Annotated in this window: 22 protein-coding genes and 1 pseudogene; 13 read left to right on the plus strand and 10 right to left on the minus strand. The window is 33.9% G+C overall.

What is annotated here, in order from left to right; translation table 11 throughout:
- Window positions 1-112 precede the first annotated feature (112 nt).
- The 5 genes from ACSVI6_RS07975 (at window position 113) to ACSVI6_RS07995 (ending at window position 9783) form a co-directional block, all read left to right on the plus strand.
- The gene (locus ACSVI6_RS07975) at window positions 113-1039 is read left to right on the plus strand and encodes a hypothetical protein (protein WP_491721064.1); all 927 of its coding nucleotides are present in this window, start codon (window positions 113-115) and stop codon (window positions 1037-1039) included.
- A gap of 256 nt (window positions 1040-1295) precedes the next feature.
- Window positions 1296-6020 carry a type ISP restriction/modification enzyme gene (locus ACSVI6_RS07980; RefSeq protein ID WP_491721065.1) on the plus strand — a complete coding sequence of 1575 codons (4725 nt, stop codon included), beginning with the start codon at window positions 1296-1298 and terminating at the stop codon, window positions 6018-6020.
- A gap of 314 nt (window positions 6021-6334) precedes the next feature.
- On the plus strand, window positions 6335-7141 hold the full coding sequence (locus ACSVI6_RS07985) for an SMODS domain-containing nucleotidyltransferase (RefSeq protein WP_491721066.1): 807 nt from the start codon (window positions 6335-6337) through the stop codon (window positions 7139-7141).
- A 1-nt stretch (window position 7142) separates the two neighbouring features.
- Complete coding sequence (locus ACSVI6_RS07990) at window positions 7143-7706, plus strand: SLATT domain-containing protein (RefSeq protein WP_491721067.1); 564 nt, start codon at window positions 7143-7145, stop codon at window positions 7704-7706.
- 958 nt (window positions 7707-8664) lie between these two features.
- Entirely contained in the window at window positions 8665-9783 is a 1119-nt protein-coding gene (locus ACSVI6_RS07995) for a hypothetical protein (protein ID WP_491721068.1), read from the plus strand.
- Between the two features lie 422 nt (window positions 9784-10205).
- On the opposite strand, the gene ACSVI6_RS08000 is transcribed toward ACSVI6_RS07995, so the two are convergent.
- Window positions 10206-11096: a CAP domain-containing protein gene (locus ACSVI6_RS08000; RefSeq protein WP_491721069.1), complete on the minus strand. Its 891-nt coding sequence runs from the start codon at window positions 11094-11096 to the stop codon at window positions 10206-10208.
- A gap of 323 nt (window positions 11097-11419) precedes the next feature.
- On the opposite strand from ACSVI6_RS08000, the gene ACSVI6_RS08005 reads away from it, so the two are divergent.
- The 3 genes from ACSVI6_RS08005 to ACSVI6_RS08015 all read left to right on the plus strand — a co-directional run bounded on the left by ACSVI6_RS08005 (window position 11420) and on the right by ACSVI6_RS08015 (window position 13923).
- Window positions 11420-12178, plus strand: a complete 759-nt coding sequence (locus ACSVI6_RS08005) for a hypothetical protein (protein ID WP_491721070.1) — start codon at window positions 11420-11422, stop codon at window positions 12176-12178.
- Window positions 12179-12190: 12 nt separating this feature from the next.
- On the plus strand, window positions 12191-13552 hold the full coding sequence (locus ACSVI6_RS08010) for a hypothetical protein (protein WP_491721071.1): 1362 nt from the start codon (window positions 12191-12193) through the stop codon (window positions 13550-13552).
- 230 nt (window positions 13553-13782) lie between these two features.
- Window positions 13783-13923 (plus strand): hypothetical protein, encoded by a 141-nt coding sequence (locus tag ACSVI6_RS08015; protein WP_491721072.1) that lies wholly within the window; start codon window positions 13783-13785, stop codon window positions 13921-13923.
- Window positions 13924-14250: 327 nt separating this feature from the next.
- Here the strand turns inward: ACSVI6_RS08015 and ACSVI6_RS08020 are convergent, their stop codons facing one another.
- Window positions 14251-14748 carry a hypothetical protein gene (locus tag ACSVI6_RS08020; protein WP_491721073.1) on the minus strand — a complete coding sequence of 166 codons (498 nt, stop codon included), beginning with the start codon at window positions 14746-14748 and terminating at the stop codon, window positions 14251-14253.
- A gap of 113 nt (window positions 14749-14861) precedes the next feature.
- Between ACSVI6_RS08020 and ACSVI6_RS08025 the strand changes: the two genes are divergently transcribed.
- Together ACSVI6_RS08025 and ACSVI6_RS08030 are read left to right on the plus strand one after the other, a co-directional pair.
- Complete coding sequence (locus tag ACSVI6_RS08025) at window positions 14862-15101, plus strand: hypothetical protein (RefSeq protein WP_491721074.1); 240 nt, start codon at window positions 14862-14864, stop codon at window positions 15099-15101.
- Window positions 15073-15477: a GH25 family lysozyme gene (locus ACSVI6_RS08030; RefSeq protein WP_491721075.1), complete on the plus strand. Its 405-nt coding sequence runs from the start codon at window positions 15073-15075 to the stop codon at window positions 15475-15477. The genes ACSVI6_RS08025 and ACSVI6_RS08030 overlap by 29 nt, the downstream gene beginning before the upstream one ends.
- Window positions 15478-15531: 54 nt before the next feature.
- Here the strand turns inward: ACSVI6_RS08030 and ACSVI6_RS08035 are convergent, their stop codons facing one another.
- Both ACSVI6_RS08035 and ACSVI6_RS08040 read right to left on the minus strand, forming a co-directional pair.
- Complete coding sequence (locus ACSVI6_RS08035) at window positions 15532-17112, minus strand: CAP domain-containing protein (RefSeq protein ID WP_491721076.1); 1581 nt, start codon at window positions 17110-17112, stop codon at window positions 15532-15534.
- Window positions 17113-17561: 449 nt separating this feature from the next.
- The gene (locus tag ACSVI6_RS08040) at window positions 17562-18359 is read right to left on the minus strand and encodes a hypothetical protein (RefSeq protein ID WP_491721077.1); all 798 of its coding nucleotides are present in this window, start codon (window positions 18357-18359) and stop codon (window positions 17562-17564) included.
- A gap of 157 nt (window positions 18360-18516) precedes the next feature.
- On the opposite strand from ACSVI6_RS08040, the gene ACSVI6_RS08045 reads away from it, so the two are divergent.
- Window positions 18517-19239 (plus strand): hypothetical protein, encoded by a 723-nt coding sequence (locus ACSVI6_RS08045; RefSeq protein WP_491721078.1) that lies wholly within the window; start codon window positions 18517-18519, stop codon window positions 19237-19239.
- A gap of 47 nt (window positions 19240-19286) precedes the next feature.
- Here ACSVI6_RS08045 and ACSVI6_RS08050 read toward each other — a convergent pair.
- The 6 genes and pseudogenes from ACSVI6_RS08050 to ACSVI6_RS08075 all read right to left on the minus strand — a co-directional run.
- A pseudogene (locus ACSVI6_RS08050) lies at window positions 19287-19682 on the minus strand (DNA/RNA non-specific endonuclease); the annotation flags it as partial.
- A 172-nt stretch (window positions 19683-19854) separates the two neighbouring features.
- Entirely contained in the window at window positions 19855-20214 is a 360-nt protein-coding gene (locus tag ACSVI6_RS08055; protein WP_491721079.1) for a hypothetical protein, read from the minus strand.
- The gene (locus ACSVI6_RS08060; RefSeq protein ID WP_491721080.1) at window positions 20207-20920 is read right to left on the minus strand and encodes a hypothetical protein; all 714 of its coding nucleotides are present in this window, start codon (window positions 20918-20920) and stop codon (window positions 20207-20209) included. The genes ACSVI6_RS08055 and ACSVI6_RS08060 overlap by 8 nt, the downstream gene beginning before the upstream one ends.
- A gap of 163 nt (window positions 20921-21083) precedes the next feature.
- Window positions 21084-21452, minus strand: a complete 369-nt coding sequence (locus tag ACSVI6_RS08065) for a hypothetical protein (RefSeq protein ID WP_491721081.1) — start codon at window positions 21450-21452, stop codon at window positions 21084-21086.
- Between the two features lie 91 nt (window positions 21453-21543).
- The gene (locus ACSVI6_RS08070) at window positions 21544-21933 is read right to left on the minus strand and encodes a hypothetical protein (RefSeq protein ID WP_491721082.1); all 390 of its coding nucleotides are present in this window, start codon (window positions 21931-21933) and stop codon (window positions 21544-21546) included.
- 132 nt (window positions 21934-22065) lie between these two features.
- A complete protein-coding gene (locus ACSVI6_RS08075; RefSeq protein WP_491721083.1) occupies window positions 22066-22773 on the minus strand; it encodes a Panacea domain-containing protein in 708 nt (235 codons plus the stop codon).
- 1758 nt (window positions 22774-24531) lie between these two features.
- On the opposite strand from ACSVI6_RS08075, the gene ACSVI6_RS08080 reads away from it, so the two are divergent.
- Window positions 24532-25302, plus strand: coding sequence for a hypothetical protein (locus ACSVI6_RS08080; protein WP_491721084.1), 771 nt, complete (start codon window positions 24532-24534; stop codon window positions 25300-25302).
- Between the two features lie 62 nt (window positions 25303-25364).
- Window positions 25365-26108, plus strand: a complete 744-nt coding sequence (locus tag ACSVI6_RS08085; RefSeq protein WP_491721085.1) for a hypothetical protein — start codon at window positions 25365-25367, stop codon at window positions 26106-26108.
- Window positions 26109-26149 lie beyond the last annotated feature (41 nt).

A 26149-nucleotide genomic window follows, 5' to 3' on the forward strand; every position in this document is an offset into this window, starting at 1 on the left:
AACATATAGGGGTCTCTTCAGTATGGTACATCTAAAAGTAAAATTATTTTATTAGTGATGGTCTTATATGTAATGATATAATTATTTATAGAAAAGGAGTCTATATTAAGTTATGAAGATTAAACAAAAAAGAAAGTACAAGATTGAACATGATAAAGAGAAAGATACCGCAGAGGGTGTTTATAATCCCAGGAATAAATTTTTAAAAGCAATTTCAAAGATAAACTATCGGCGTATGAATATCACTCCAAAAATTAAGCTAAAATTTGAAATTCTAGTATTTAAGTATGGTTACTTCTTATTAATCCCTCCAATCATATTTTTGTTGTTAATTAATTTCATATCAGCTTTATTTTTAAATATTGATATATTTACAATTTTTAGATTTATTTTCCTGCAACCATCTTCTTATAAATGGTTGGCATTAATAGTTCCAATTGCTTCTTTTTTATTTGGGGTACATAAATATATTGACGGTAAGAAAATTGTTATCGGTTCGGACGCTGTTATTTCTAGGCATTTCATTGGCTTCCAATACTTATCTCGAACTGCAAATACTGAGTTTATTAAGATGAGTGGCTATATGCTGGTTACTAACTATCAAGGTGAACCTATTTTAACTGATGACTATAAAAATTGTGGGCATATATATCTATACCATGATTGGTTTGAATTTATTCAAAAATACGAAAATTATGAAAAGTGGATCCCTATAGAAGGCTATGATATTGTAGAATACGGATTTAGTCGTGAACAAGTAAGAAACATTATTACCTGGTCGGTTAGAGCTTACTATTTTTACCATCCTAGAACTATAGATAAAAATTTCTTTCTACGTCGTAAAATAAATATTGAAGATTTCCAACTGGTAATGCATTACTATCTAAATCATAAATACTTAAGACATAGTAATATCTTAGACATAGGTAAAGCTGCTAAACTATTTTTCGATAAAGATGAACTAGAAAAAATACAAGATAAGTATTGGAATATGACACATGAAGAGATCAATACTGAGATTTTAAAAGAAGTTCAATAACATTCAAATAATAATCCATCATAATAGATTCATTAAGTCCGTAATGTAATATTTACGGACATTTTTGTATGTTCTAAAATATACGCCATTAGAATGTTATATATTATTATCATATGAGCACAATAATACTCACGCAAAATTAATGTCTCAATATAATATCAACAGAGACATTCTACTTATTTTCCGAAAAATTTTTCTTTTTAAGGTATTAATTAGTATAATTAGTATTAATATATTAATATTTAAGGAGACTCCTATGGCTACTTTCGAAGAACTGATCAATCAAATTGATAATAGTAACATTAACAACCAGCGTGACAGAGGGACTGCCTTTGAACACATGGTTGCTTCATACTTAAAAAATGAACCAATTTATAAGCAAAAATTTAAGCATGTATGGATGCTAAATGAAGTCCCTGAAAAATATGGAATCTCTAAAAAAGACACTGGTGTTGACATTGTAGCCTGTGATATTAATGATAACCTAACTGCCGTTCAAGCTAAGTTCTATAAGGGTAAAGTTGGTAAGGATACCATTAATTCCTTTATTGCTGAAGCAGGTAAGGAATACTATGCAGATGGAATCATTGTTTCCACCACGGATGATTGGAATACAAATGCGTTAAACGCACTGAAGGGGAATTCGAAGTCATTTACTATTATTGGGCTGTCGCAATTACGGCATGCTAATTTTGAGTGGCAAAAATTTTCTTTTGATAGCGATAATGACCTTTCTGTACATAAGGAAAAGCACCTTAGAAGTTATCAAAAAGAAGCAATGGAGAAGGCCGTTCAATACTTTAACCATAGTGATTATGAGCACCATGATCGTGGGAAATTAATTATGGCACCTGGGACTGGAAAGACTTTTACTAGTTTGAAAATCACTGAAGCATTGATGAAGGATCAAGCTAAGCATACTTTTAATGTACTTTATTTGGTCCCTAGTATCCAATTGCTTTCTCAGACGCTATTTAACTGGAATGATGATATTGATGATCGAATCAATATGACTTCTCTGTCAGTCGTATCTGACCGTAAGGCAACTAAAAAGAATGTGGATGGCAATGATGAATTAAATTCCACTGACATTGGTTTTCCAGCTACTACTAATGTTGATGAACTAATGAAGGATTACCATCAATTGAAAAAAACTACCGGTGAAGATCGTTTAACCATCAATGTAGTATTTTCTACATATCAATCAATTGACGTCGTCCATCAAGCTCAAGAAGCAGGGTATCCAGAATTTGATTTAATCATTGCTGATGAAGCCCATCGAACTACTGGTGCTAAGCAACTGGGTGAGGATAGCATGTTTACTAAAGTGCATTCCAATACAAATGTAAAGGGCAAGCTCCGTCTTTATCAAACCGCGACTCCTAAGATTTACGATGAAAGTGCTAAGAAAAAGGCGGTTGAAAATAGTATTGTTGTTTCATCAATGGATGATGAAGTTATTTATGGAAAAGAAATATTTAGACTAGGGTTCGGGGATGCCGTTGCTGGTGGCTGGCTAACCGACTATAAGGTTTCAGTACTAGCCGTTAATGAATCCTACATTAACAAGGACATGCAGAATATGATGTCTGGTGATAACGGGTTAAAAGTGGATGATATTGGTAAGATTATTGGGGTTTGGAATGCCATGGTCAAGCGGGATGGCCTTACTGGTGAGATTACCGGGGCTCCAATGAAACGGGTGATTGGTTTTACTGATACAATCAAGCATTCTAAAATTCTATCTAATGAATTTAACCAGGTAGTTAATGAATACTTAGGATCGCAATTTGAAGAAAGCTTTAGAGTCGACGTTCACCATGTTGATGGTGGATTGAACGCACTAAAGAAGAATGAAGAAATTGACTGGTTAGCAAGTGATGAACTTCCTAATAACCAAGCTAGAATGCTTTCGAACGTCCGATTCTTAACTGAAGGAATTGACGTTCCAAATCTGGACGGAATTGTATTCTTTAATCCCAAAAAATCACAAGTTGATATCGTTCAAGCCGTCGGCAGAATTATGCGTTTAGCTCCAAGTAAGGATTATGGTTATATTATTCTACCAGTTGTTATTCCAGAGGGAATTGATCCTAGCGAAGCGCTTGATAATAATGAAACCTATCGAGTAGTTTGGCAGGTGCTAAACGCATTACGATCAACCGATGAGCGTTTTGAAGCAGAGGTTAATAAGTTAGACTTAAATAAGCAAAAATCCGGAAGAATTAAGCCTACTATTATCGGGGATTCTCCCGCTGGACCAGTAAAAGAAGGCTCGGATGATGGAGATTTGCCAAGAACTCAACAAATCGAATTACCGCTTGATTGGAAAGAAATGCAAAATGCATTTTACGGCAAAGTTGTTCAAAAGGTTGGAAATCGTAGATATCTTGAAGACTGGTCTGCTGATGTCGCTAAGATTGCAAAACGCCATATCCAAAGAATTAATGATTTAATTGAAAGTAATGCTGGTGCAAAGTCCGCTTTTGATCAGTTTATAAAGAGTTTACGTTACAACATTAATGATTCTATCGATCAAAAACAAGCTGTTGAAATGTTGGCGCAGCACTTAATCACTGAGCCAATTTTTAACGCTTTATTTGGTGAATATAGTTTTGTTAACAATAACGTGGTTTCTAAAACTATGAACGATGTTATCGGGGCATTCAAGGTTTTTGGATTTAATAAGGAACAAGAAGACTTAAAGCCATTCTATGAGTCGATTAAATTGAGAGCTAGCGGAATTGACAACGCTGAAGGCAAGCAGAAGTTAATTTTAACACTTTACGATAAATTCTTTAGTAAGGGGTTCAAGTCAACAACTGAACAACTAGGAATTGTTTTTACTCCCGTAGAAGTGGTTGACTTCATTGTTAATTCAGTAGATGTGGCATTACAAAAGTATTTCGGTAAAAAGTTAGTTGATAAAAATGTTAATATCTTGGATCCATTTACTGGAACCGGAACTTTTATGACTAGAACATTAAATCATTTTAAGAAACAACTTGATGCGGGTGAAATTACCTTTGATGACATCCTTCGTAAATACATGCATGAAATGTATGCGAATGAAATTGTGTTGTTGAGTTATTACATTGCTGCCATTAATATTGAAGCTACTTTTGAGGACATTAATCCTGATAAGGACTACAAACCATTTGATGGAATTGTTTTGACTGATACATTTGCAAGTACGGAAAATCGGGATACTTTAGATGATAAGTTATTTGGTGAAAATAATGAGCGATTAAAAAGGGAGCAAGAACAGCCTATTACAGCGATTATTAGTAATCCACCATATTCAGTTGGGCAAAGAAACGCTAATGATGATAATGCTAATGTTCATTATTATAATCTTGAAAATAAGATAAAGAATACTTATGTAAAACTAAGTAACTCTCATAACAATACAAGCACTTATGATAGCTATGTAAAAGCAATTCGTTGGGCCAGCGATAGACTGGTTAATAATGGTGTAATTGGATTTATAACTAATTCAGGATTTATAGATAGAAACTCATTAGATGGAATGAGGTCTTCTCTTTATAAGGAATTTAATCATATTTATGTATTTAATCTATTAGGTGGAATTAGAGGTAAGAATGGTATTTATGCCAAGGATGAGGGCGGTAATATATTTAATATATTAACTGGTGTATCTATAATTATTCTTATAAAGGATGATAGTAAAGAGCATGAAATATATTACAGTAGTATTGGAAAAAGAAAGACTAAAAGGAATAAACTTGATTATCTTTTAAGTCATAAATCAATATCTAAAATAAAATGGTTAAAGATAGAACCCAATGTAAAAAATGATTGGATAAATCAAAGAGATTTAAATTATAATAATTATACTTCTATAAGTAGTAGTGATAACAAAAATGATTGTGTATTTTATGATAATGCAATGGGAATAAAAACAAATAGAGATTCCTGGGTTTACTCATTTTCCGAAAAAAGTTTAATTTATAATGTTAATAAACTTATAAATAATTACAATGATGAAAATAATAAATTATCAAATAATCATGATCATATTCTAAATAAAGATCAAGGGTATATCAAATGGACTCGTAAGTTAGAAAAATTAGTAAGACAGCATAAGTTAATAAAATACAATCAAAGTAAATTAACATTAAGCTTATATAGACCGTTTACAAAAAAATATCTTTATTATGATTATGATTTGGTCGAAGAACCTAGACTATATTATAATATGTGGGGTAAAAAGAATTTAGCAATTTATATTACGGGTAGAGGTGCAAGCAAATCTTTTTCTACACTGGTAACTGAAAACGTTCCATCACAACACTTATTAGATACTGGGCAAGGTTTTATGTTTTTTAATAATATAGATAATGATAATAATCTAAATATTAGTAATTCATTTAAAGAAAAGATTAATTTATCTTATGAAGATATATTTTATTATATTTATGCGTTATTAAATTCTAAGACATATAAGATTAAGTATGCTAATAATTTGCATAAAGAACTGCCCCGCATACCTATAGCAACTAATAAAAATAAATATATTGAAATTGGTAAAAAACTAATTAATTTACATCTCAATTATGAAAAAGTTGAACCATATGAAGATGCTAATGTCGATTTACCTGATAATAATAATTATAAAGTTAAGAAAATGAAGTTTAATAAACATCGTAACTCCGAAACTCATAAATTAGTTCCAGATAAATCGACTATTATCTTTAACAAGGATATTATTATTTCCAACATCCCTGAAAAAGCATATGAATACGTTATCAATGATCGTTCTGCTATCGAATGGATTATGGATCAATATCAAGTTAAGACGGATAAGAAAACGGGCATCACTGATGATCCGAATGAATATAGCGATGATCCTAAATACATCTTCAATTTATTACTAAGTATTATTAATGTTTCAGTTCAAACCGTTGATTTGATTAACCAACTTCCTAAGTTCAAAGTTGACGAAGATGCTAGTAAATAAGTCGATATAATATTTAAATGACCTGTAGTTGTCCTTCTGATGACAGTTACAGGTCATTTTTCACATTCTAACCATATATCAATAAAATGTACTAATTTACAAATTCTTAATTTTAGATATTAAAATTATTTTTATTTTATCTTGTTTATATATAATTATGGATTTATCTAGTAAAAAATTACATTTTAAAATATTCACTCAATTATTATATCCACATAATTAATTTACAATACTTAATAAAACTATTTTTTAAATTATGTTATAATAAGAACATATGTTCCTATTAAAAATTTATTTTCATAAGGAGAAATATATTGCCAGATTTAGTTAAACCAGATGTTCATTATATTACAAAAGACAAAAGATCAATCATTTCAACAAGATATCATTCAATAAATAAGTCAATAAACCGAAATTTTTGGGGTAGTAATAGTGAAACGAGTCATAGTTTTTATGTTGGTTCTTATGGACGTGGTACTGCAATCGATACTAGCGATATTGATATATTAGTTGAATTACCATTAAGTAAATTTGAACAGTTAAAAACAAATCGAGGTAACGTTCAATCGCAGTTGCTTCAAAGTGTTAAAGAAACGTTACCTTATGTAACAAGTGATGTAAGAGGTGACGGACAAGTTGTCAAGGTATCGTTTACCGATGGATTGAAGATAGAAATTTTACCAGCATTTGCAAAATTTGGTACCTTTGGAAACTTTAACGGATACGACTATCCTGATAGTAATATGGGTGGTCATTGGAGAGTTACTCATCCGAAAGAAGAGAAATTAGCTATGGATAAAAAGGACCTAGAAACCAATAATCTTCTTAGAGCAACTTGTAAACATATACGTGAAATTAGAGATAATAATTACTCTAGCTATAAATTATCTGGAATTATTATTGATTCTTTTGTATTTAACTACATTGCCCTATGGCGGTTCGAAATTGGAAATCCTTATAACCCTCCAGCTGGAACATATGAAAATAAGTTAATTGAAGGTATTAAACATTTAAGAACTAGTGGATATATTTTAAGAACACCAGGAAGTAATGAAATAATAAGTATTAATGAAGATCAATGTGATGTCTTAGAAAAAATTTTAAATAAGATGGTTGAATAATATGGAGTTTAATTATAGAAATGCATTAAATAGCCAAATTAGAGATGCATATGGAAAAGTAACTTATACTTATAAATCCCATCTTAAAGATATGGATATATTAGAACGACAATTAAAACAATTTAAACGTTGTCAAATATTTCTTTCTGCGCTCTCTTCTAGTGGAATTATATCTACAATTATATATAATAGTTATTTAATAAAAATATTGGCTGCTTTAATTTCAGCTTTTCTATTAGGAATTAATTTATATTTTAAAAATTTTGATACTTCTAAACAAATTACAGAGCATCGAGAGGCAGCTGATAAATTATGGATGATTATGAATGATTATATATCAGTAATGACCGATTTCTCACAGATGAGTAATGAAAAAATTATAGCTAAGAGAGATGAACTGCAATGTAGCTCTTATGATATCTATCGAGGGTATATTAAAACGACTCCTAAGGGCTACAAGATGGCTAGAGAATCACTTAAGTACAATGAGGAACAATATTTTACTTTTGATGAAATTGATCATTTATTACCCGAACAGTTGCGACATAATAGGTACTTTAAGTAAATAAAACCAATAATATTCTAAATCATAATGCTTCTATGATAATAATATACATCAATTTTATGGTGTGATTTATTGGGTTAAGTTATTATGACAAAACCATATTCTAAGGAAGAATTATCTTAGCCAAAACTAAATAAAATTAGTCCAAATTATTGAAACATTAGCACATATTCAATTTAGTTTAATTTTTGTTCGAACTCCTAGCATCGGCCCAATGGGTTCAATCCCAGCACCTTTTTATATCAATATATTATTTAGTGACCCAGATATTAACTTGATCAGGATCCTAGTGAATTCATCGTTATTTAGTTGAAAATCATTATGGACCCATAACTCAATTAAGTTGATCACCATTCCGGTAAGTGCTGATAAGGCGTACTCTTCAGGGATTGATATGAAGCGGTCTAAGCCGTTGCCGGCTCAGTGGCTTTTGATCATATTAATTAGTTTCGACTTAAAATTTTGATCTTCATTGCTCAACATAATGGCGTAGACATCTCCATTATTATGAATATAGTTAACAACCGTATTTAAGTAATCCGCGAAGTGATTTTGGTCTAACTGCTTGTTGGCAATTACATCAACGTTATCCGCAAAGTTTGATAGTTGTTCTAGTTGTCAATTTTCAAAGTGATCCAACAGGTTAAATTTGTCCTTATAGTGAGCATAAAAGGTAGTTCTATTGATGCTGGCTTTTTGAATGATTTGGGTTGTAGTGATACTACTAAAATCGTCCTTTAATAGCAAAGTTTGAAAGGCGGTCATGATCTGTTGCTCGGTTTTGGCATATCTTTTTTCATTTTTATTGATAATCTTTAATTTGGGTCCTCCTGTATGTTACAAATTGAAAACTTATGCAACACATTAAAAGTTTTTGTCGGTGGGATTTATTTTCATTCGTTATTATAATGAAAATAGCTTAACAATGAAAAAATAAACTTAAAAGGTAGTGTTTAGAATGGCAAAGATTAGATTATTAAACGAACCTGAAGATTATAAACGTTTAAATTTAGATCCCAGTAAAGTTCAACAATGGGAAGATGGTAGAAGAAGCGAGCAAAAAGCTGGCGTAAGTGAAAACATCTACTTTGATTCTATCATGGATGACGGTTCGAAGGTCGTTGTTAACTTCTTACCCCGTGATCCCAGAAGAGGGTTGGACAAAGATGCCCTAGATCATCCGAACTTAAACATTCATATTACTACTCCTGACGGCAAGACCTATACTGATATTTTGAACTACACCGTTGAAGAGTCATCAATGAGCAAGGAAAAGTGTGACTTTGAATTCGGTCCTAACTACTTTAAGGGGGATTTAAAGGAATACGATATTCATGTGGAACCGGTTAATGGAGTCGGTGCTGATTTACATTTCTCACTGTCTGTTAAACCTTATCGGCCCGGGACCGGCTACATTGATTTTGACGAAGATCCATCGTTGTTCTACACCTGGCTAGTGTTCCCTAGTGGAAAGGTTACTGGGACTTTAACCGCGAATGGCAAAACCTGGGAAGTGAGTGGGGTTGGTTACCATGATCACCAATGGCCAAGCACGAATGTAATGAACGTTTGGCACCACTGGTTATGGGCCCGGCAAACCCTAGATGATTACGTTGTCTTGATCTTTGACCTGGTTGGTAACGCTAAATATGACTTTGAACGGGTGCCAATCTTTGCTGTCTTAGATAAGCAGGGGAACGTGGTGTTCCAGAACTTGAACGAAAACGACCATAAGCATAAATTTGAAGTCGTTAAGAAGGAAGTTCAAAAAGAAACCGAGAAGGAATACCCTAAGATTAGCCGTTATACTTTTGATGATAACGGAAAAACCGTTACCTTTAACATTGAATGGGTCCAAGAAATCGAAGTTAGAACCGCTGAAACCATTTTTGGTAACAGTAACCCTAAGATGATGGAAGCAATGGCTAAGAAGGGCTTGAATCCTTCATACACTCGTTACAAAGCCAAGGGAACCTTAACTATTAAGGATGAAAATGGCCAAGAACAGACCGAATCTGGAGATATGATTTATGAATTTCCATATCTTGGGACTCCAGATCCACGTGCTCATATTTAATAAGTAGAATTGTATAGACTTGACTTAATTTCCTCTTCATTATCTGTTAGGTTAATTGAACATTGAAGAATTGCTCTCCTTATTAAAATTTATTTACACGCAATTAAGATAAACAAAAAAGATATGCTTTTTAGTCTAGCATATCTTTTTTATATCTTTAATGCTTTTGATTTGTGGCTTGGGCAATTTCAGATCATAGTGATACGATAAGCCAAGTAAACAAGGCTACGCCATTATTACCCATGACTGGGAACTATACTTTACAGAATTATCCAGAGTTTTTGCTAAGTTAAAATAAAATAGATACAAAAAAACGCCCCTAGGTTTTTTAAAAGCTTAGGGGCATTTGTGTATCCTCACTATTTAATTATTATTTTCAATTTGATATGTTTAAAGAAATATGTTTTGGTACGATGGTTGTCCTATTCGAATAACATGGTTTGGTAATACATGCCTTCGCTGTAAGAGGTTGCCATAGCCATTTTGGTAGCGACTGGGCTTAAGATATTGTCACGGTGGCCCCAATTTTCACTAACTGCATCGTTGTACATGAATTCGTTGACCATGTTGATCATGGTATCATTTGGTGTATCAGATGAATATGTGTTTTGAATATTTTCACCAACACCATAGTCATTCCAACCATGTTGTTTAACTAAATCGTCAATTTTAAAACTACCATCAGCAGCATAATGTGAGATCGATTTAGTTTGGGCATTTTGTTGATTCCTTTCGAGGGCTAAGGTATAGAGATGGTCATTCCAAGTTAATGGTTGTAAATCATGTTGATAACGGAGGTAGTTGACATAGTTTAGCCCAACATTTTGATTATCCGCATCAGTGACCGTGGTGTTATGTTTATTGGGATTCTTTTGAAGGAATAAATCAGCTGCTAAGACCCAATAGTTTTTTTTAGGATGATCAAATTTAACTTGGTAGTACATAATACCCCAGTCACTCATTCTTTTTTTAATAACGGTGCTCTTTGTTGGATTTTTAATTTTTGTTACGCCATATTGGGTATCCGTTTCACCATTTGGAAATTGGGTAAATTGTAAACAGGTATTGGCAGGTTCATAAATCACTTTAGTTCCTTTTTTATAATGGGCGTTGGCCATGTATGGATTAGGGTCATATAGAATATATCTATTCGGCAAGTTGATACTAAAATTATTCAAGATGCTGTTGATGACATTGGGATCCTTCCCGGCTAGTGGATTAGGGTCGGCATGGACGGTCGTTGCGACGGCACTAAAGGTAAAAACGGTAATTAGTACAGTCATAAAGCTTAAAACCTTGTTTTTAAGTTTCATTGTAAAAATCTCCTTAATAATTTATGTATTTCAATTAAAATTATATCATTTATCATAAAGGTTTATAATATTTCTTAAATGGATTGCTTATCTCAAAAATTGATTTATTGGATTATATCGATCGTTTGTTTAATATAGTTACCACATTAGTATGATTAATATAAATAATTTGGAATGAATTTATTCGTAACTATATTATGTTCTGAATTTGAATAAGATAATTACACACTAAATTTACATTTTTATAATTTTATGTAATTTAATTATATAGTATAATTAAATTAAAATTATTTAGAAGTGGTTTATAGTATGGGAGAAATAATATGATTATAAATAATGTAAGATCATTTTTAGAATCTAAAAAAATAAATATAATATCATCATATAGAGAAGCATTCTACAGATTGGAATCCATACATGAAGATGTGGATTATTTACTTGATAGGGGAGGTTACAATGATATTAATAAATTAACATTCGAACAACCAGAGATTGTTTTTGATAAGCTTGAAGTTGATTATTATTCATTCCTTGAGGAAATTGTTAACAATGTTTATTTTGATATTAGACACCCATTAACATCTGAACAAATAGATTTTATTTGTAAAAATTTTGGTTCAAATCCTGGAGATTTATTATCTTATATAGATGACTCAAAAACTAATTATATTAGTGAACTATATAATTATAAAAATTATATTAATGATAAAGAAAGTAAGAATATATTTACATTATTTATGTCAGAAAAATATAATGTGGGTAGTATAGATAAAGTGCACGAAGTAATTATCTTTTTTTATAACGGAATTATAAATGTATTACCTTATAATTGGAATGATAAAAATGAGTTTAAATTTTGGAATGATTTTTCAGATGATAAAAAAGATTTTGACATGCGTATAATTAATAACATGTATAGTGAAAAGGTTTTAAATTATTATACGGATGAAGTTCAAATATTTAATAATATTAAAAAAATGAAATTTAATTTTTTTGATGAAAATGCGACTAATTATATACCATTTAAAAATGTAGAAGAAATAGAAGATGAGGTTATTGATATTAAAAAATTTATGGAATAAGGGGTGAACAACATGAAAAAGCAATTAGAAGATTATTTTAAGCCTAACAATATTCAAAAGTTAATATGGATGTTTAATTTTTATAGAGAAGAGTTGATTAAGGAGTATTCTAATTCTATTTATACTTTTGAGCATTTTAGTTATTCTTATTCAGAAGACATATATCGTCTCTATAATAATGAAAATACTGATGAAAGTCTTTATAATAGTGGAAATATTAATATGGATGAAAGTCTTTATAATGATAAAATTATTTATGAAAATATTTCTAATAATGAAAATAAATTAATATTAGCATATAAGAATGAGATTAAATATCTGAAGTCAATAAGTAATGAAGACATAGTAAGAACAGTAAAAAACAGAAATAATATTCATGAAATTAGCGGATTTTTATACGAATTAATTGATTTCCTGCCACTATATGTATATAAATCTGAAAGAGGAATATTTTATGGAAATCACACAAAGAAAAATTATTACGATCCTAAATCAAATTATAGGGTGTCTTTTAACTATGATTATAATTCATCAGATTTCGCTAAAACTAACGACAAGTTAATGAATTATATCTTAGATATGATAAGTTTTAAAAGAAATAGCTTTTTTCATAATGATTACGATTATAAATCAACTAATTCAAAGCCTTTAGAATTAGTTAATACAATCGATAAATCAATGATCATTAAATTCCCATTATTGCATATCGTAAATACAGAACTAGGAACCGTAACTGAAGACAAGAAGTATAATCAAGTTCCCATATATAACTATACTTTTTATACTCGAGGTGGCAATGGTTTACCTGGAGGTGAACTTAATTCAAACAATGAAGTTGATGCATTAAATTTCAATCCTAACATTAATGTAGATAATTTGAACTCTTATGCAAAGGGAATATTTAAGGAAGAAAAAAAGAAATATATTGAAAATTATAATATAATAAAAAATAACATTAGTAATATATTAAGTAATCATCATATAATTGCCGTTACTGATATACCAAGTTCTAAAAAAAATGATCCGATAGTGTTAGATAAAATCATTAAGGATTTGGCTTCAAGTAATGATGAAATTATAGATGCTACCAATTTATTGTATAGAAAAAAGAATAAGAATCAAGCTCATACTGATGGTGAAAATAGAAGTATATCTCTTAATATTGAAACAATGGATATTGGTATGGATATTAATGATATTTCCGAAGCTGAAGCTATAGTCGTACTAGATAATGTAGTAAATACTGGAAATTCATTTATTGCTGCAAATGAATTATTAAAAGAGATTACTAATAAAAAAATAATTAATGTTGCATATGCAAGAAAATTAAGCTATGCGTTTTACTCTTTGTTTAACTCTGATAGGTATAATTAAAAATGATTTATTAAAATATAAAAATAAAAAGATTGCTCCTATGATAATAATATAGATCACTTTTACGGTCTTCTCTTTTAGGGATAATTATTATTAAAGGAGTTTTTATTATGCCAAAATCATATTCAAAAGAATTCAGAGATTCAATTATTTCACTATCAAAGCAAGGCCACAGTATTAAATCATTAGCTAAATAATACGATGTTTCAGCTAACACGATCATTCGTTGGTTGAAACAGAGTTCCACTATTAATGTTGATGGCAAACAAATTTCTTATGAAAAGTATGTTCAAATGGAAATGAAATTAGCTCAAGTTCAGGAGGAATTAGAAATTTTAAAACGAGCTGCGGTGTTACTTGGGAAGCGTTAACAATCAAGAAAGCCTTAGGCTTTATCAAGGATAGTTTAGAACATGAACACCGCTTAGCTACCACTCTAAGGGCTTTTAAAATGCCTAAGAGCACCTACTACTATTGGGTAAATCATGAACCAACCGCTAGATATAATTAAAATGTTATTTTGAAAAGGGCAATTTTAGTAGCATGGAAACAGATTCGATACGTTTATGGATACCCAAGAATTCACCAAGTCCTTTTGAACAAATGTATCAAAATGCATTTAGTAAGTATAATTATATAAAATAAACAAAAATGCCACCAAGTTCAATGGACTTGATGGTATTTTTGTTAGTGGATGACTAGTATTTAATTTTAGTGTTTTTAACGATGCTATTTGATTCCTTATAATATTTTCTTAAGTGTGACCAACCTACCCGATCATGAACACCACCAGCGGTGTAATCAAAATAGATATCAATAGTCTTGCTGTTTATAAACTTAATTTTATAATAAGAGTTATATGAGTACCCTTTAGAACGTGTTCTAGTTGTCAGCTTATAATTTGGATACTTACCAGTATAAGATATATTATTTGAACTATCACCACCCATCTTACTCATTTTAATATCAACGTTGTTACTTTTATTGTAAGACACCGAATCTTCTATAGTTTTCAGTTTATTAAAATACAAAATACTTTTTTGGTACTCCGTACCTAGTGGTTGTTTAAAAGGTTTTGTAACCCAGGTACCCTCCAAAATACTGGGCGTCATTTTTTTCGAAGACGCGTTAACATTCATGGAGCTAAAAAGGAACAGTGATGATAAGCCTGTTAATAAAAGAACTGTTTTTTTCATTATTATTAATCTCCCTATCTATGTAGATATAGTCTTACGCAACTCAATACAGCTAAGTTATAACACTAATCAATTAAACGCCAAAGGTATGCTTTGTAAGGGATGCTGGTAAATTGAAGTTGACGTTACCAGAGGAGCATCCCGATATCGACAAGATGAAACGCTGGGTAGATAGACAAATTTCACCGACGTTAGCAGCGATCATGACTGCTTATGACGGTGATATGGAGTGGTTATTTAGATTGATGATTCAAGGAAAGGGACGGTTGAAAAATAAGCATATCGAAGCGATCAGCCGTTACCTAGAAGAGATAAGGAGGAAAGATGAGCAAGAAAATGGATTTAGTGGCTGATGTTTCATCATATCAGCTGGATACTGTTGATTATTTTAAAAGTTTAAGGGATCTTGGAGTTAAGGCAGTCATCATTAAAGTTACTCAGGGTAGTAGATATGGTGATTGTTACTTGAATTCAAAGGCCAAGGCACAGGTTGCTTCAGCCCGTAAATCGGGGGACAAAAAGTTAGACGTTTATTCAATGGCCAGCTGGTTCTGGTCGGAGCGAATTCATCCATATGCTTTGAAACCTCAGATGAACCTTTGGGTGGCCAATTACACGACTGCTGGGAAGCCAGGTTTGGATCGTGTCGGAACGTGGCAGTTTACGGATAGATTTAAAGGAATGAACCTTGATATGAGCTACGATTTTAAGGGATGGTATACAGAATAGAAAAAGGGCGATGCCGCACGGTATGTGTGTGGTATCGCCCTTTTTTAGTGTGAATTAATTGGAATTATTACCCATTTCAAGAACTAAGTAAAGCTGATGAACTGAAGGATCATAGTTAGCGCCTATTCCAACAGCATTGAAGTCATTAGACGTTGCGTCTTGGTATGTGCTATAGGAAAGAGTATTTGGAACGTTAGCATTTTTTAAGTTTTCAATAGTTTCTTTTGCAGTGTCTTGAATTGATGGTAATTGCCCCAATCCGACATTACTAAAACCAAAATCAAGTACCTCTGTCCATTTATTGAATGGAACGCTATTAAAATCATAGCCAAGGGACGTTGCAACATCTTGTGCAAGAAAGCCACCCTTGTCATTGTAACGAGTAGTGTTGGCCATTACTTGTTTAGCTCTAGCAGCGGCAACTTTGCTAAGCTTATCGTCTACTTGCAATTGTTGTGCTCCAACACTAGCTCTAAATTGGTTTAATGCAGATACAGCGGTGTCTGCTGCTTTTGATAGGGCACTATCAGAAGTCCAATCTGCAGTAGAATCTGAAACTGATGATTGGGCGCTACTAGGGGTTGAGCTTGCACTAGAACTTACACTGCTCTGTGCACTACTAGCGCTGCTTTTTAAAATGTTAGCGCTTGAACTCTTGATAGATGCAGCGCTACTATTTGCAAAATTTATAGTTTTTGAATTTACTGAATTATTATTAGATGTTGAGGAGTTATTGCTAGTATTATTTGAATTAGTGAAGTCAACCGCTAAGAATGTTCTACCGGTATTAGGATCATAGCTAAAACCAATTCCGACTTCATCATACTTAGTGGACATATCATTTTCATAGTGTCCATGAACTTTACCATCGCCATTTTCAGGACCTTCATCTTGGAACATTTGAATTCCTTCTCGACCAACATCTTGAATGCTTTCGCCGGGAGATGCATTTCCTTGAGCGATGTTTTCACCTAAATAAAGAAATGGTGCTTTATTCGTATCAAATCCCATTTGAGCAGCAACATCTTTAGTAATTGAATTTCCATTGCTATCAACGTGCGCGAAGTTGTCGATTAATTTTTCGGCTCGTTTATCAAGAACAGTTGATAATTGTTCATTTTCCTTTAATGCTGGCAGACCGGCATTAGTTCTGAATTGGTTTAGATAGTCTAGGGCAGCTTGAACTACTTGTTTTTTGATATTCTGATCGTTCCAATTAATATTACTAGTAGTATTTGAGTTACTGTTATCGTTAGTTGAGTTGGAATTATCTGAATTGTTATCATTATTTGAATTAGAGTCGTCATAACTCGAGTCATCGTTGTCTTTTTGTTTACTATAATGTTTATTAGCAACTTTGACTAATTGGCTTAATTTAACCCACTTATTACCAATTTTAGCGTATTTAACATGTTGGACTGTCTTTATTTGCTTTACCTTAACCGACTTATTCTTAACTTCACGAACAACCTTGACCTTAAAGTTATGCTTTTTGTTTGGTAACTTTGAATAATAACTGACCTTATTTGATTTAATCTTATATGTAGTTGATTTTGCATACGCTGTATCCGAAAGCGTAAAACTAGCCATTGTTATAGCTGCAATTCCAGTAAGTAAATACTTGCTAATCTTCATTAATCATCTACCCCCCTTAAATTTTATTATATATAAATGATACATTTTAATATAATTAATATCAAATAAAAAATAAACTGATGATATAAATATATATATATTTTGTTATTCCACCCCTTCCGCATCCTTCCCTGCTCCGCCGACCGAAGCGCATCGGTTCCTCGGTCCTTTGAGCCATCCCTTGCGGGATCATTGGCTCAAGCGGACAGAGTCACTATGCGCAATACTCGTGGTCAGCTGAAAGTGGGCTTCATAGCTATCGCTATTCCGCTCTCTGCTTTAAGTCTGACCACTCGTGCAGTCGGCCGTATCTCCGCAGGTTCGGGATGCGGAAGGAGTGTCAAGAAGGGTGAATCATCATGAGCGGTTGGAATGATCCATGTTTGCAAATCAAAAAAGGCTAGCTGCATTATTAATTGCAGTTAGCCTTATTATTTTGAATAGATAATCTATCCTACTAATCTATTAACAAAGTTTTGTAATTTATACTTACCCTTTAATCCGAATAATTTATTGAAGTATTTAGCACGTTTTACGTAGTACTTAGTTGCATGGATTTCCTTTCCTTTAAAGTAATGTGCCAATTGTAAACTTGTCTTTTTACTCCTATTACTATATACTTTTTGGGCCTTTTTAGTTCTAAGTCCCCCTGTTGCATGCTGTGCTTTTTCTCCTGCTGAATAATCTCTGATATAAGTCGCATATGAAATGATTCCAGGTACGGGAATGTTAGGGTAAGCTCCATTTTCATAACCTCTTGGGTCACCTACAAATGCAATAGAGTTAAATACGTCTTTTGAGATAAATTTTACATATTTTTTATTTGCTGATATATATTCGTAATTGTTTGTTACATATTTATCTTGATTATCCAGTAGTAACCAATATTTACCATCATAATGTTTGATTGACTTAACCCTTACATAATAATTTACATTGACTGGGTAAATAGGTACTCCTCCTAATTTAGTTGATGCACCGATTAACTTATTTACCTTTATGTAGTTTGTTTTAAGACTCTTATAGTAGTCTTTCTGACTTGATGGAGTAAAGTAATTAGGATCATTTTTTTCTTTCATTATTTCTTCGAAATTATTAGAAGCTAATCCTCCAGAATTAGTTAAACTGCTATTATTTTCATCTGCCTTTGCTACTGAATTATTTTTATTACTTAAAAATACGCCAAGTAATAAAGTTGATATTATCAAAGCTAAAATGGACGTAGATATTCTTTTAAATTTTGTCATAATTATTCCTCCTATTTTTATTAGCATTGTATTATATAGACAGTATTAAGTAAAATGAATTGAATAATGGTTTATATTAATAGATATATAATTAATGTTGAATATTATTAGTTATGGTAAAATGATTTTATTGATATTTTAAATCGGAGGAATACATATGAATTTAAATAAAAAAACACTTTTCAAAATATTGATAACATCGTTCACTGCTGGAATTTCTTTACTCTCATTTTTCGGATCAAAAAACGTAAATGCTGATAGAAAGTTGCTTAATCCAAACGCTCCAGCATCCACAATGCCAATTTATTATGATGACACAAGCCATCAGTATATTAGATCTCATTCTAGAGATATTTATTTCGAAGGAATTAAAGCTACTTTAACAGCTGATGGAACACTATCTGAAAATGATAGTACTAAAAATAAGTCCTGGTTGAGTGGTAAAAACTACGCAAAGAGGCCGGAATTAAATTTGCTTTATAATGATGCAATGTCTACACTTGCATTCCATAATAAATATAAGTATTCTACTAAATATGTTAATATCAAAAAACTATATAAGGATGTTTATCATGTGAACATTGATAAACTGATTAGCAAGACGCGACCTAGTGATTGGAAAACTAAATATAAGAATGGTTTAGATCCAAAAATTTATATGGTAAAGGGATATACGATTCCAAGAAGTCTTCATGGATTTAACCTAGCCAATTACAAAATTTTTCAACAATATTTCCCAGACGCTAGTGGTTATAAATCTAATAACAATAAGCGATTTAATCAATTTAAGAAAACAATTGATAAATTAACTGGAATTGAGTATACTGACCAACGCCAATTTAGCGATAAGAATAATTTTAATTCCAAATCTACAAAGTAAATAATAAAGACCATAAGCATATTTTAATGCTACTGGTCTTTATTTATTTATCTTGCGTATGGTTGTGTAATGTACATTTGCAAGTTGGTCTTTGAGCGACCAGTTGCATAGTTGAATTCTATGCCTGGTTGGACGTTGAATAGGTAAACGTTGAAATTCAATTTACCGTCAGTTGAAACTGCTTGCATTTGAACGCCTCGAGCCATTAAATCATTCCCCTTGAAAATTGGTTTTACTTGGTAGATTACCTTTTCGCCACGCTTTAAAGCATTTCTAACGACAGTTTCAAAACGGGTTTGAACTCGTTGATTACTATAAGCGGTCTGGGTAAATAGGTTCTTAGGGTTGTTTTGATCACCCGACTGGTCTGATGGGTTATACTTACCAGTGATACTGATTCCCTTCGATAGTGAGTATGCAATGATGTGGCCACGGTTCACTATGTATTGAGGATGGTTAATATTTTATGTGTTTTCATTAGTTGGCGCTCCTTATCTACCTAATTTATATCCATTTTTCATAGTCCAATTGAGCGTTACTATCTTTTTACCCCCCCTGCGATTATTGCGCGCCCGATAAAAAAACCCATCCAATCAAGGATGGGCATGGGCACAATTAGTTTGCGTCATGGTTACTGATCACGAGGTGCTGGTGGTGATCATGGGTGTTGATGAGACAGATGAGGTGGAGCTCAAATTGATTCATGTATCCATACATCTTCCAGACCTGCTCTAAGAATGCGATCGTCTGCGGGGTTAGAACTAGCGGGCCTGGTGGTTGGTCACGAGGTCCGATGTGATACTGCAACGGCCAGCGATTAGCTCGATATTGGCCTAGGAACAACTGCTCTGGGCCAGGGTAATCAGTATAGGCCATGTAGGTCAGCGCCTTAGCCATGGTGGCTGAGCGTTGGTTTAGTTTAACTGAGAAGAAATCAAGCACCGCTCGATAAGTGGTTACGCTCTGATTAGACATATTTAGGACTTCCTTTCTGCCCGTAGATCCAGCTATTGGGGCGTTTTGCATCCATTTTGAAGTTGTTTTGGGCCCGCAGGTACTTATCCATCTGGGCATCATGGTTGTTGTAGAATAAGAGCTTTGCCTTGGCTGTTGAATAGCGACTGGTCAAGAACTTGATTAGTCTAAAATCAGCAAAGTTAGTGTGTGGGATAAAGTTGACATAGGTGACTTCTTCTTTATCCACGTTGGGATTGTGGTATGAAGTATACGTTACGACGAGCGTCTTGCCGTGGTGTCTTAGGTCAACACGCTTGATGTAGCAGACATCTGATGAAAAGCTCCGTTCAATGGCACACTTATTTTTCAGTGATTGAACATCTGCATACTTGTAAGGCTTGGCCTCATGGATCCCGAAGAACGCAACATCACTACTGAAGTTAATTTTACAATTGAGGGGTGCATTAGCTTGGACTTCTGCCACCATGGCATCCACTGGCACTACGGGGTCAATTGGGATCCGATGTCTGAACGCCGAGTGATCACTGAAGCCCAGTGAGTAGACGCGCCCCATCCCATCAGCCACGATCAGGTAGGTCGATGAGGTCGAAGCAGCGTTATTACAGAAGAGGATGGATTGAATATGATACTGTTGATCGCACCCAGAAACAGTGGTTAAAAATTGATTTAAAGCGGCGAAGCGATTGGAATTTAGAAATGTCATAATATCAAGTCCTTTCTGGAAATCATTAGTGTAGGCATCAAAAAAGGGGCGTAGTGATTAACTACGTCCCTTGAACGCTTGATGGTGGCACGCACCATCAATAACAACGGAGCGAGTCGAACCCTCCTGGTTGCCACCGGGCGTTGCTACTGAGCATTACTGACTATTTATGATCGGAGGTTTGCTGTTGTTGGTGCGCGAGGTATTTGATCAAGGCGCCCCCAGCGTAGCCTCGGTAGTTCATGCCCCGTTTTTGCTCCGGAGTTGATTCATGATCGGCCAACCGTTGGCTGGCATCCAGCTTCTGTTGTTGATCATTAACATAGTAGAGATAATTTTCACTGAGATTTTTGATCGTCTCGCTCATCGTCTTAACGTAGTCATCTTTGATTGACCTTAACTTGGCCAACTCCTTGGATAGCTCAGTAATCTTGCGGGTCAGCTCAATCTCTGAGCGGGCCAGGTTCAAGTTCTTAGCTGCCATCAGTTTATTGATCAAGCGTAGTTGTTTAGTATCTTCCTTCATTGTCATTTAACCGTCTCCTTTAGTTTTAGATTGATAACCTTATTTAGTGCCCGCCTGTGGTTAGGGGGGGTTGATTTGAACATACATGGGGGCCTCCTTAACTACGTAGCCATAGGATGGCTTGATTAGCACCTAACACCGCAACCTTGAAATTAGCCCCTCGGAACTTGTGGGCAACATCTTTGGGGTTGAGCTGTTTGTGGATGACCGAATAGATGGCATATAGGAACATGTTCTTCCCGGCAAAGCCCTTATCAGAGGGATACTTATGCTCTGCCACACACATGGATCGATAGATGTTAGCGAGGGCTTTAGGGTGTTCCGCAGGCAACATGTCGCGCTCAATGCGATCAAGCTCCTTACCATAGTTAGCATCATAGCGCTTACTAGCCATGGTGTAGATATGTGAGATGACTTCCTTGAATTTCTTAGGGTCGTTAGTGCTAAATAATGCCTTAGCAATTTTAAGTGAATTAATAATGTCCATACTTAGGACTCCTTTCTGGTTAGCGAATGATAAATAGAATGTTGGTAGTGACGTCATGGTGGATGCATGGTAAAACCTCCTGAGAATGCAAAACAGCACACCGTTTAATGGTGTGCTGTTTGCGATTAATATTTATTCAAAGATGTCAATTATGGAATCATCCAATGGCGGTTCCTTAGGGGGAATCGTATCTTGATCAAAGAAGGGGGCCGCTTGGTAGTGACCATGGATGTTGATATCAGTGATATGAATCCCCTGTTTGGTCGCTGGGGCATTAGAATCATTGAACGCGAAGTTACAGACTCCATCACGCTCAATGATGATTGATAATTGATAGGCATTGAACGCTCCATAGAGTTGCCATACATAATCCACTGCCATGGCAGCTTTAAAACAGAGGGCAACGTTAGGATACTCAGGATCGAGCTGCGATATGCCGGCGCGTTCAATCCCAGTGAAATCATAAGCCGTACAGCGGGGCCCATTCACCGTAGCAACGAACTGGGCATTGAATAGTTGCGAATGGCGCTGCGGCAGGGTGGGGCGCTCCCCATGGTACTTGATCAGGTGGTAGGCATATGTTAGATACATGAGTTGATTGAGCTTTTGAACGTTCATATCAGCCTTTTGCATGAAGGCCCAGGCAATTTGAGCGGTGGTGGCTAAATAGTTGCTGCGGGGGCAATGGGCTCCGTACTGGCTAGCCAAATGCTTGATATCTTGTTGCAGCAACTGCTCACTGTTCTTGACCACTAGCGTCCCTTGATGGACCGTGAGCAGGAGGGCATTATAAGGACCGAGTTGCTCCTTAATGGCATCCTTTTTAGCTAATCGTCCCACCCCCTCTTTGTTGATGGGGACTTGGCAGTGTTGATCACCTAGAATAAAGCACACTGAGCGCTGTTGCTCAGGAGCTAAATGGAAGCTGGCTAGCTTGGCTAGTGGGAGTTGGAAGCGCAGCTGTTCATCTAGCATTAGATTAAACTGGTTATGATTTTTGAACATATACATCAGCTCCTTTGGATGGTAAAACTAAATAAAGGACCACAGCTGCGGTCCTTTATTTATGGGAGGGTTAATTAACATGGTAGATGCTTATGGCACTACAATTACATTAAAATTGAAAACCACCAATAGCTATCTACATAATCATACGAAGGGCGGTACGCCCTGACATTGGATGAAATCTTTGAATGATGTCATTATTACGCATTTTAAAACAGGAAACTCTGCTTCCCGAAGTTCTTTTATGATGTTATTATTTGTAGTGTTTATTATCATATTTTTTGCGACATTTACCCCTAATACTAGGGGGGTTAACGTACTTTAGTTTATTATTGCGCACTAAATCCATTTAAAATTGCTAGCGAATATTAACAAGTTAAAAATGAACATTAATGCATCATTTACATAATCATACGAAGGGCGGTACGCCCTGAACATTGGATGAAATCTTTGAATGATGTCATTATTACGCATTTTAAAACAGGAAACTCTACTTCCCGACGTTCTTTTATGATGTTATTATTTGTAGTGTTTATTATCATATTTTTTGCGACATTTACCCCTAATACTAGGGGGTTAACGTACTTTATTTTATTATTGCGCACTAAATCCATTTAAAATTGCTAGTGAATATTAACAATTTAAAAATGAACATTAATGCATCATTTACATAATCATGCTAATGGCGGCACGCCATGTATTATTCGAGTTCTTTTGTTACGAATCTTAGGACGGGAAGCACTGTCTCCCGTCCACTTTTTAAAATTTTATCATTTGTATTATGTATTATAGTGATTTTTTACGATATTGCTCCCTAATATTTAGGAAGAACGTCCTCTGAACAAGCAAACGCTTGTTGCTCACAAGTCTGCCAGCCTCACCTGGTCTTCAGACTCACCAGCCAATACGAATTAATTTCAATCCATAGAACTGCGTATTCTACCCTCATCAGTTCCCAAGTTCGAGTGTTCAGAACTTGTTTGGCAATGCCTCGACAGAGTTTATTTTATGGTGGTGTATTTGTCGTCGATAAGTCCACCACTTACGGAATGGATCAAATCCATTCACGAAACATTTTATGGTTAGGCTGCTTTGACCTCTCACGCAGCGGAGCTACGAGTAGCTATAAAGTGCTACTAATACTACTATTTATTTTTAAATATACTATAAGACATATTAGCTGTCAAAAAAATTGCATAAAACGATTTTAACGATCTTGATATACTCGATAGCGTCTTATCAATAATATAGACTATTTTAAGGAGCAATCTGGGGCACCCCTGGTACACTGACCGAAGGGGGAAGCAGAGCTTTTCCCGTAGGTAAGGGGGTCCAGGGGTTAAGCGGGTCCCAGATGAGCATTAAATCAAATGTATTAACAAATAAAACACCGAATTAAGTTCAGTATTTATAATGTACTAAAATAAATGCACACTAAAAAATGATGCGATATAAAAACGTTTTAGATATTATCACATGATCACATCTAATTTGGGTATATATTAGACATATGGTAAAATTATAATTAAGAAATTATTAAGAAGAAAGTTGGTACATATAATTATGAATAAATTTCTCAAGAAATCTGTCCTAATGGCCGTTGCGACGGCCAGTCTCGTCACTTTTGCTGGTGTTAGCGAAAATAACGTTGCAAATGCAAAAGTGACCGAAAATCCGCTAACTAAGAACTGGACCAACGAAAATACATCTGGTTTTTCCACATGGATTAACAAAAATGCATCCCCTACTACCATGCCCATTTACAAAGTAAAAAATCCTATTAATAATAACGCATACTATAGACAAAGCAATAAAAAACTATACTTTGAAGGCGTTCCGGTAAGCCTTGATAGTGATGGTAGCTTAAGTCCTTATCCTAATTCAAAATGGATGAAGGCAATGGAAAAACCATCATTCTGGAAAAATCATCCGGAATTCAACATGCTAAGAGATGGAATTTCATATGCAGTCCCAACTAAATATCGTAATGCATATTCCTCTGGTGGGATGCTAGTTAATGTAGAATCTATGTACAAACAAGTATACCACGTTAACTTAAACAAATTACTAACCGTTAATAAGCCTAAAAATCAATACAAGTATTTCAAAAAAGGTATGAATCCTAGTAAATACATGGTTAAAGGCTACAACGCAGATGTCATTCGCCAAGTTCGTGTCAAAGCCTTAACCCAAAAAGGTTACGTTCAAAGTCTATTCGACCACAAGGTCCACAACGTTTATCTAAAAGATCAACGTGGTAATTCAAAATATAACGATTTTAGCAACAAAACATTTTATCGTCGCGCATTAACATACCAAGAAGTTAAAAAGCAGAATCAAAGTGAATACCACAGCGTCAACTAATCAAACAAAAAACCCGTTACAAATATTTGTAACGGTACTACATATTAAAGGAGTGTTCAAATATGAACTCGATCAAAAACTTTCTCAAGAAAACTGTCTTAATGGCCGTTGCAACGGCCAGTCTCGTCACTGTTGCTAACTTTGGTAACGCAAATAACGTGGCGAATGCAGCTAAGTATGATGCATGGACTAATCCGAATGGTAAATATGGAAACCAATACACAAATATCGCAAGTAAAGACAAAACCGGAAATAATATTGCTGTATTAAAGCCTGAATATATGACACCTGGTAGTGTAAATCAAAAATATGCTAGAAATGGATTCAAATATTTCTATTTAGATGGATTAAAAGTTCGACTAGAAACAATCGGAAGATTAACACTACAACAATCATTTCCATCAAGTTGGCTTAAATATAATTATAAATCAGGTGGATTCAAATACACACACCCAGAACTAGCCCTTGTAACCAACGGTGATTTCACAAGATATCCTACAAAATATACCGATAATCCAAAAAACCAATTCAACAACATTAAGAAATTATACAAAGACTACTACCATGTTAATATTGACAAACTATTAACTTACACCCGCCCAAAGAATTGGGAATCTAAGTATCGCACTCATGGCGTTAGTCCTAAATCATACATGGTTAAAGGATACTCAGCAAGTAGTCTTGATCATGAAGGATGGTCTAAACAACAAGTTGTAAACAAAATTAACAGTTTACACAACATTTCATACAAAGACCAAAGACTATGGTCACCAAAGAATAATTTTAGTACCGCTACTAAATACTAATCAAAAAAATCCTAACGGATATCCGTTAGGGCACTACATAC

This window comes from Nicoliella sp. ESL1106, assembly GCF_058509965.1.

Excerpts from the sequence above, each read along its gene's own strand:
- ACSVI6_RS08020 (WP_491721073.1), bottom strand. The coding sequence starts at position 14,748 with ATGAAAAAAACAGTTCTTTTATTAACAGGCTTATCATCACTGTTCCTT.
- ACSVI6_RS08035 (WP_491721076.1), bottom strand. The coding sequence starts at position 17,112 with ATGAAGATTAGCAAGTATTTACTTACTGGAATTGCAGCTATAACAATG.
- ACSVI6_RS08060 (WP_491721080.1), bottom strand. The coding sequence starts at position 20,920 with ATGACATTTCTAAATTCCAATCGCTTCGCCGCTTTAAATCAATTTTTA.
- ACSVI6_RS08085 (WP_491721085.1), top strand. The coding sequence starts at position 25,365 with ATGAACTCGATCAAAAACTTTCTCAAGAAAACTGTCTTAATGGCCGTT.
- ACSVI6_RS08070 (WP_491721082.1), bottom strand. The coding sequence starts at position 21,933 with ATGGACATTATTAATTCACTTAAAATTGCTAAGGCATTATTTAGCACT.
- ACSVI6_RS08030 (WP_491721075.1), top strand. The coding sequence starts at position 15,073 with ATGAGCAAGAAAATGGATTTAGTGGCTGATGTTTCATCATATCAGCTG.
- ACSVI6_RS08000 (WP_491721069.1), bottom strand. The coding sequence starts at position 11,096 with ATGAAACTTAAAAACAAGGTTTTAAGCTTTATGACTGTACTAATTACC.
- ACSVI6_RS08010 (WP_491721071.1), top strand. The coding sequence starts at position 12,191 with ATGAAAAAGCAATTAGAAGATTATTTTAAGCCTAACAATATTCAAAAG.
- ACSVI6_RS08005 (WP_491721070.1), top strand. The coding sequence starts at position 11,420 with ATGATTATAAATAATGTAAGATCATTTTTAGAATCTAAAAAAATAAAT.
- ACSVI6_RS07990 (WP_491721067.1), top strand. The coding sequence starts at position 7,143 with ATGGAGTTTAATTATAGAAATGCATTAAATAGCCAAATTAGAGATGCA.
- ACSVI6_RS07980 (WP_491721065.1), top strand. The coding sequence starts at position 1,296 with ATGGCTACTTTCGAAGAACTGATCAATCAAATTGATAATAGTAACATT.
- ACSVI6_RS08080 (WP_491721084.1), top strand. The coding sequence starts at position 24,532 with ATGGCCGTTGCGACGGCCAGTCTCGTCACTTTTGCTGGTGTTAGCGAA.
- ACSVI6_RS08040 (WP_491721077.1), bottom strand. The coding sequence starts at position 18,359 with ATGACAAAATTTAAAAGAATATCTACGTCCATTTTAGCTTTGATAATA.
- ACSVI6_RS08065 (WP_491721081.1), bottom strand. The coding sequence starts at position 21,452 with ATGACAATGAAGGAAGATACTAAACAACTACGCTTGATCAATAAACTG.
- ACSVI6_RS08055 (WP_491721079.1), bottom strand. The coding sequence starts at position 20,214 with ATGTCTAATCAGAGCGTAACCACTTATCGAGCGGTGCTTGATTTCTTC.
- ACSVI6_RS07995 (WP_491721068.1), top strand. The coding sequence starts at position 8,665 with ATGGCAAAGATTAGATTATTAAACGAACCTGAAGATTATAAACGTTTA.
- ACSVI6_RS08045 (WP_491721078.1), top strand. The coding sequence starts at position 18,517 with ATGAATTTAAATAAAAAAACACTTTTCAAAATATTGATAACATCGTTC.
- ACSVI6_RS07975 (WP_491721064.1), top strand. The coding sequence starts at position 113 with ATGAAGATTAAACAAAAAAGAAAGTACAAGATTGAACATGATAAAGAG.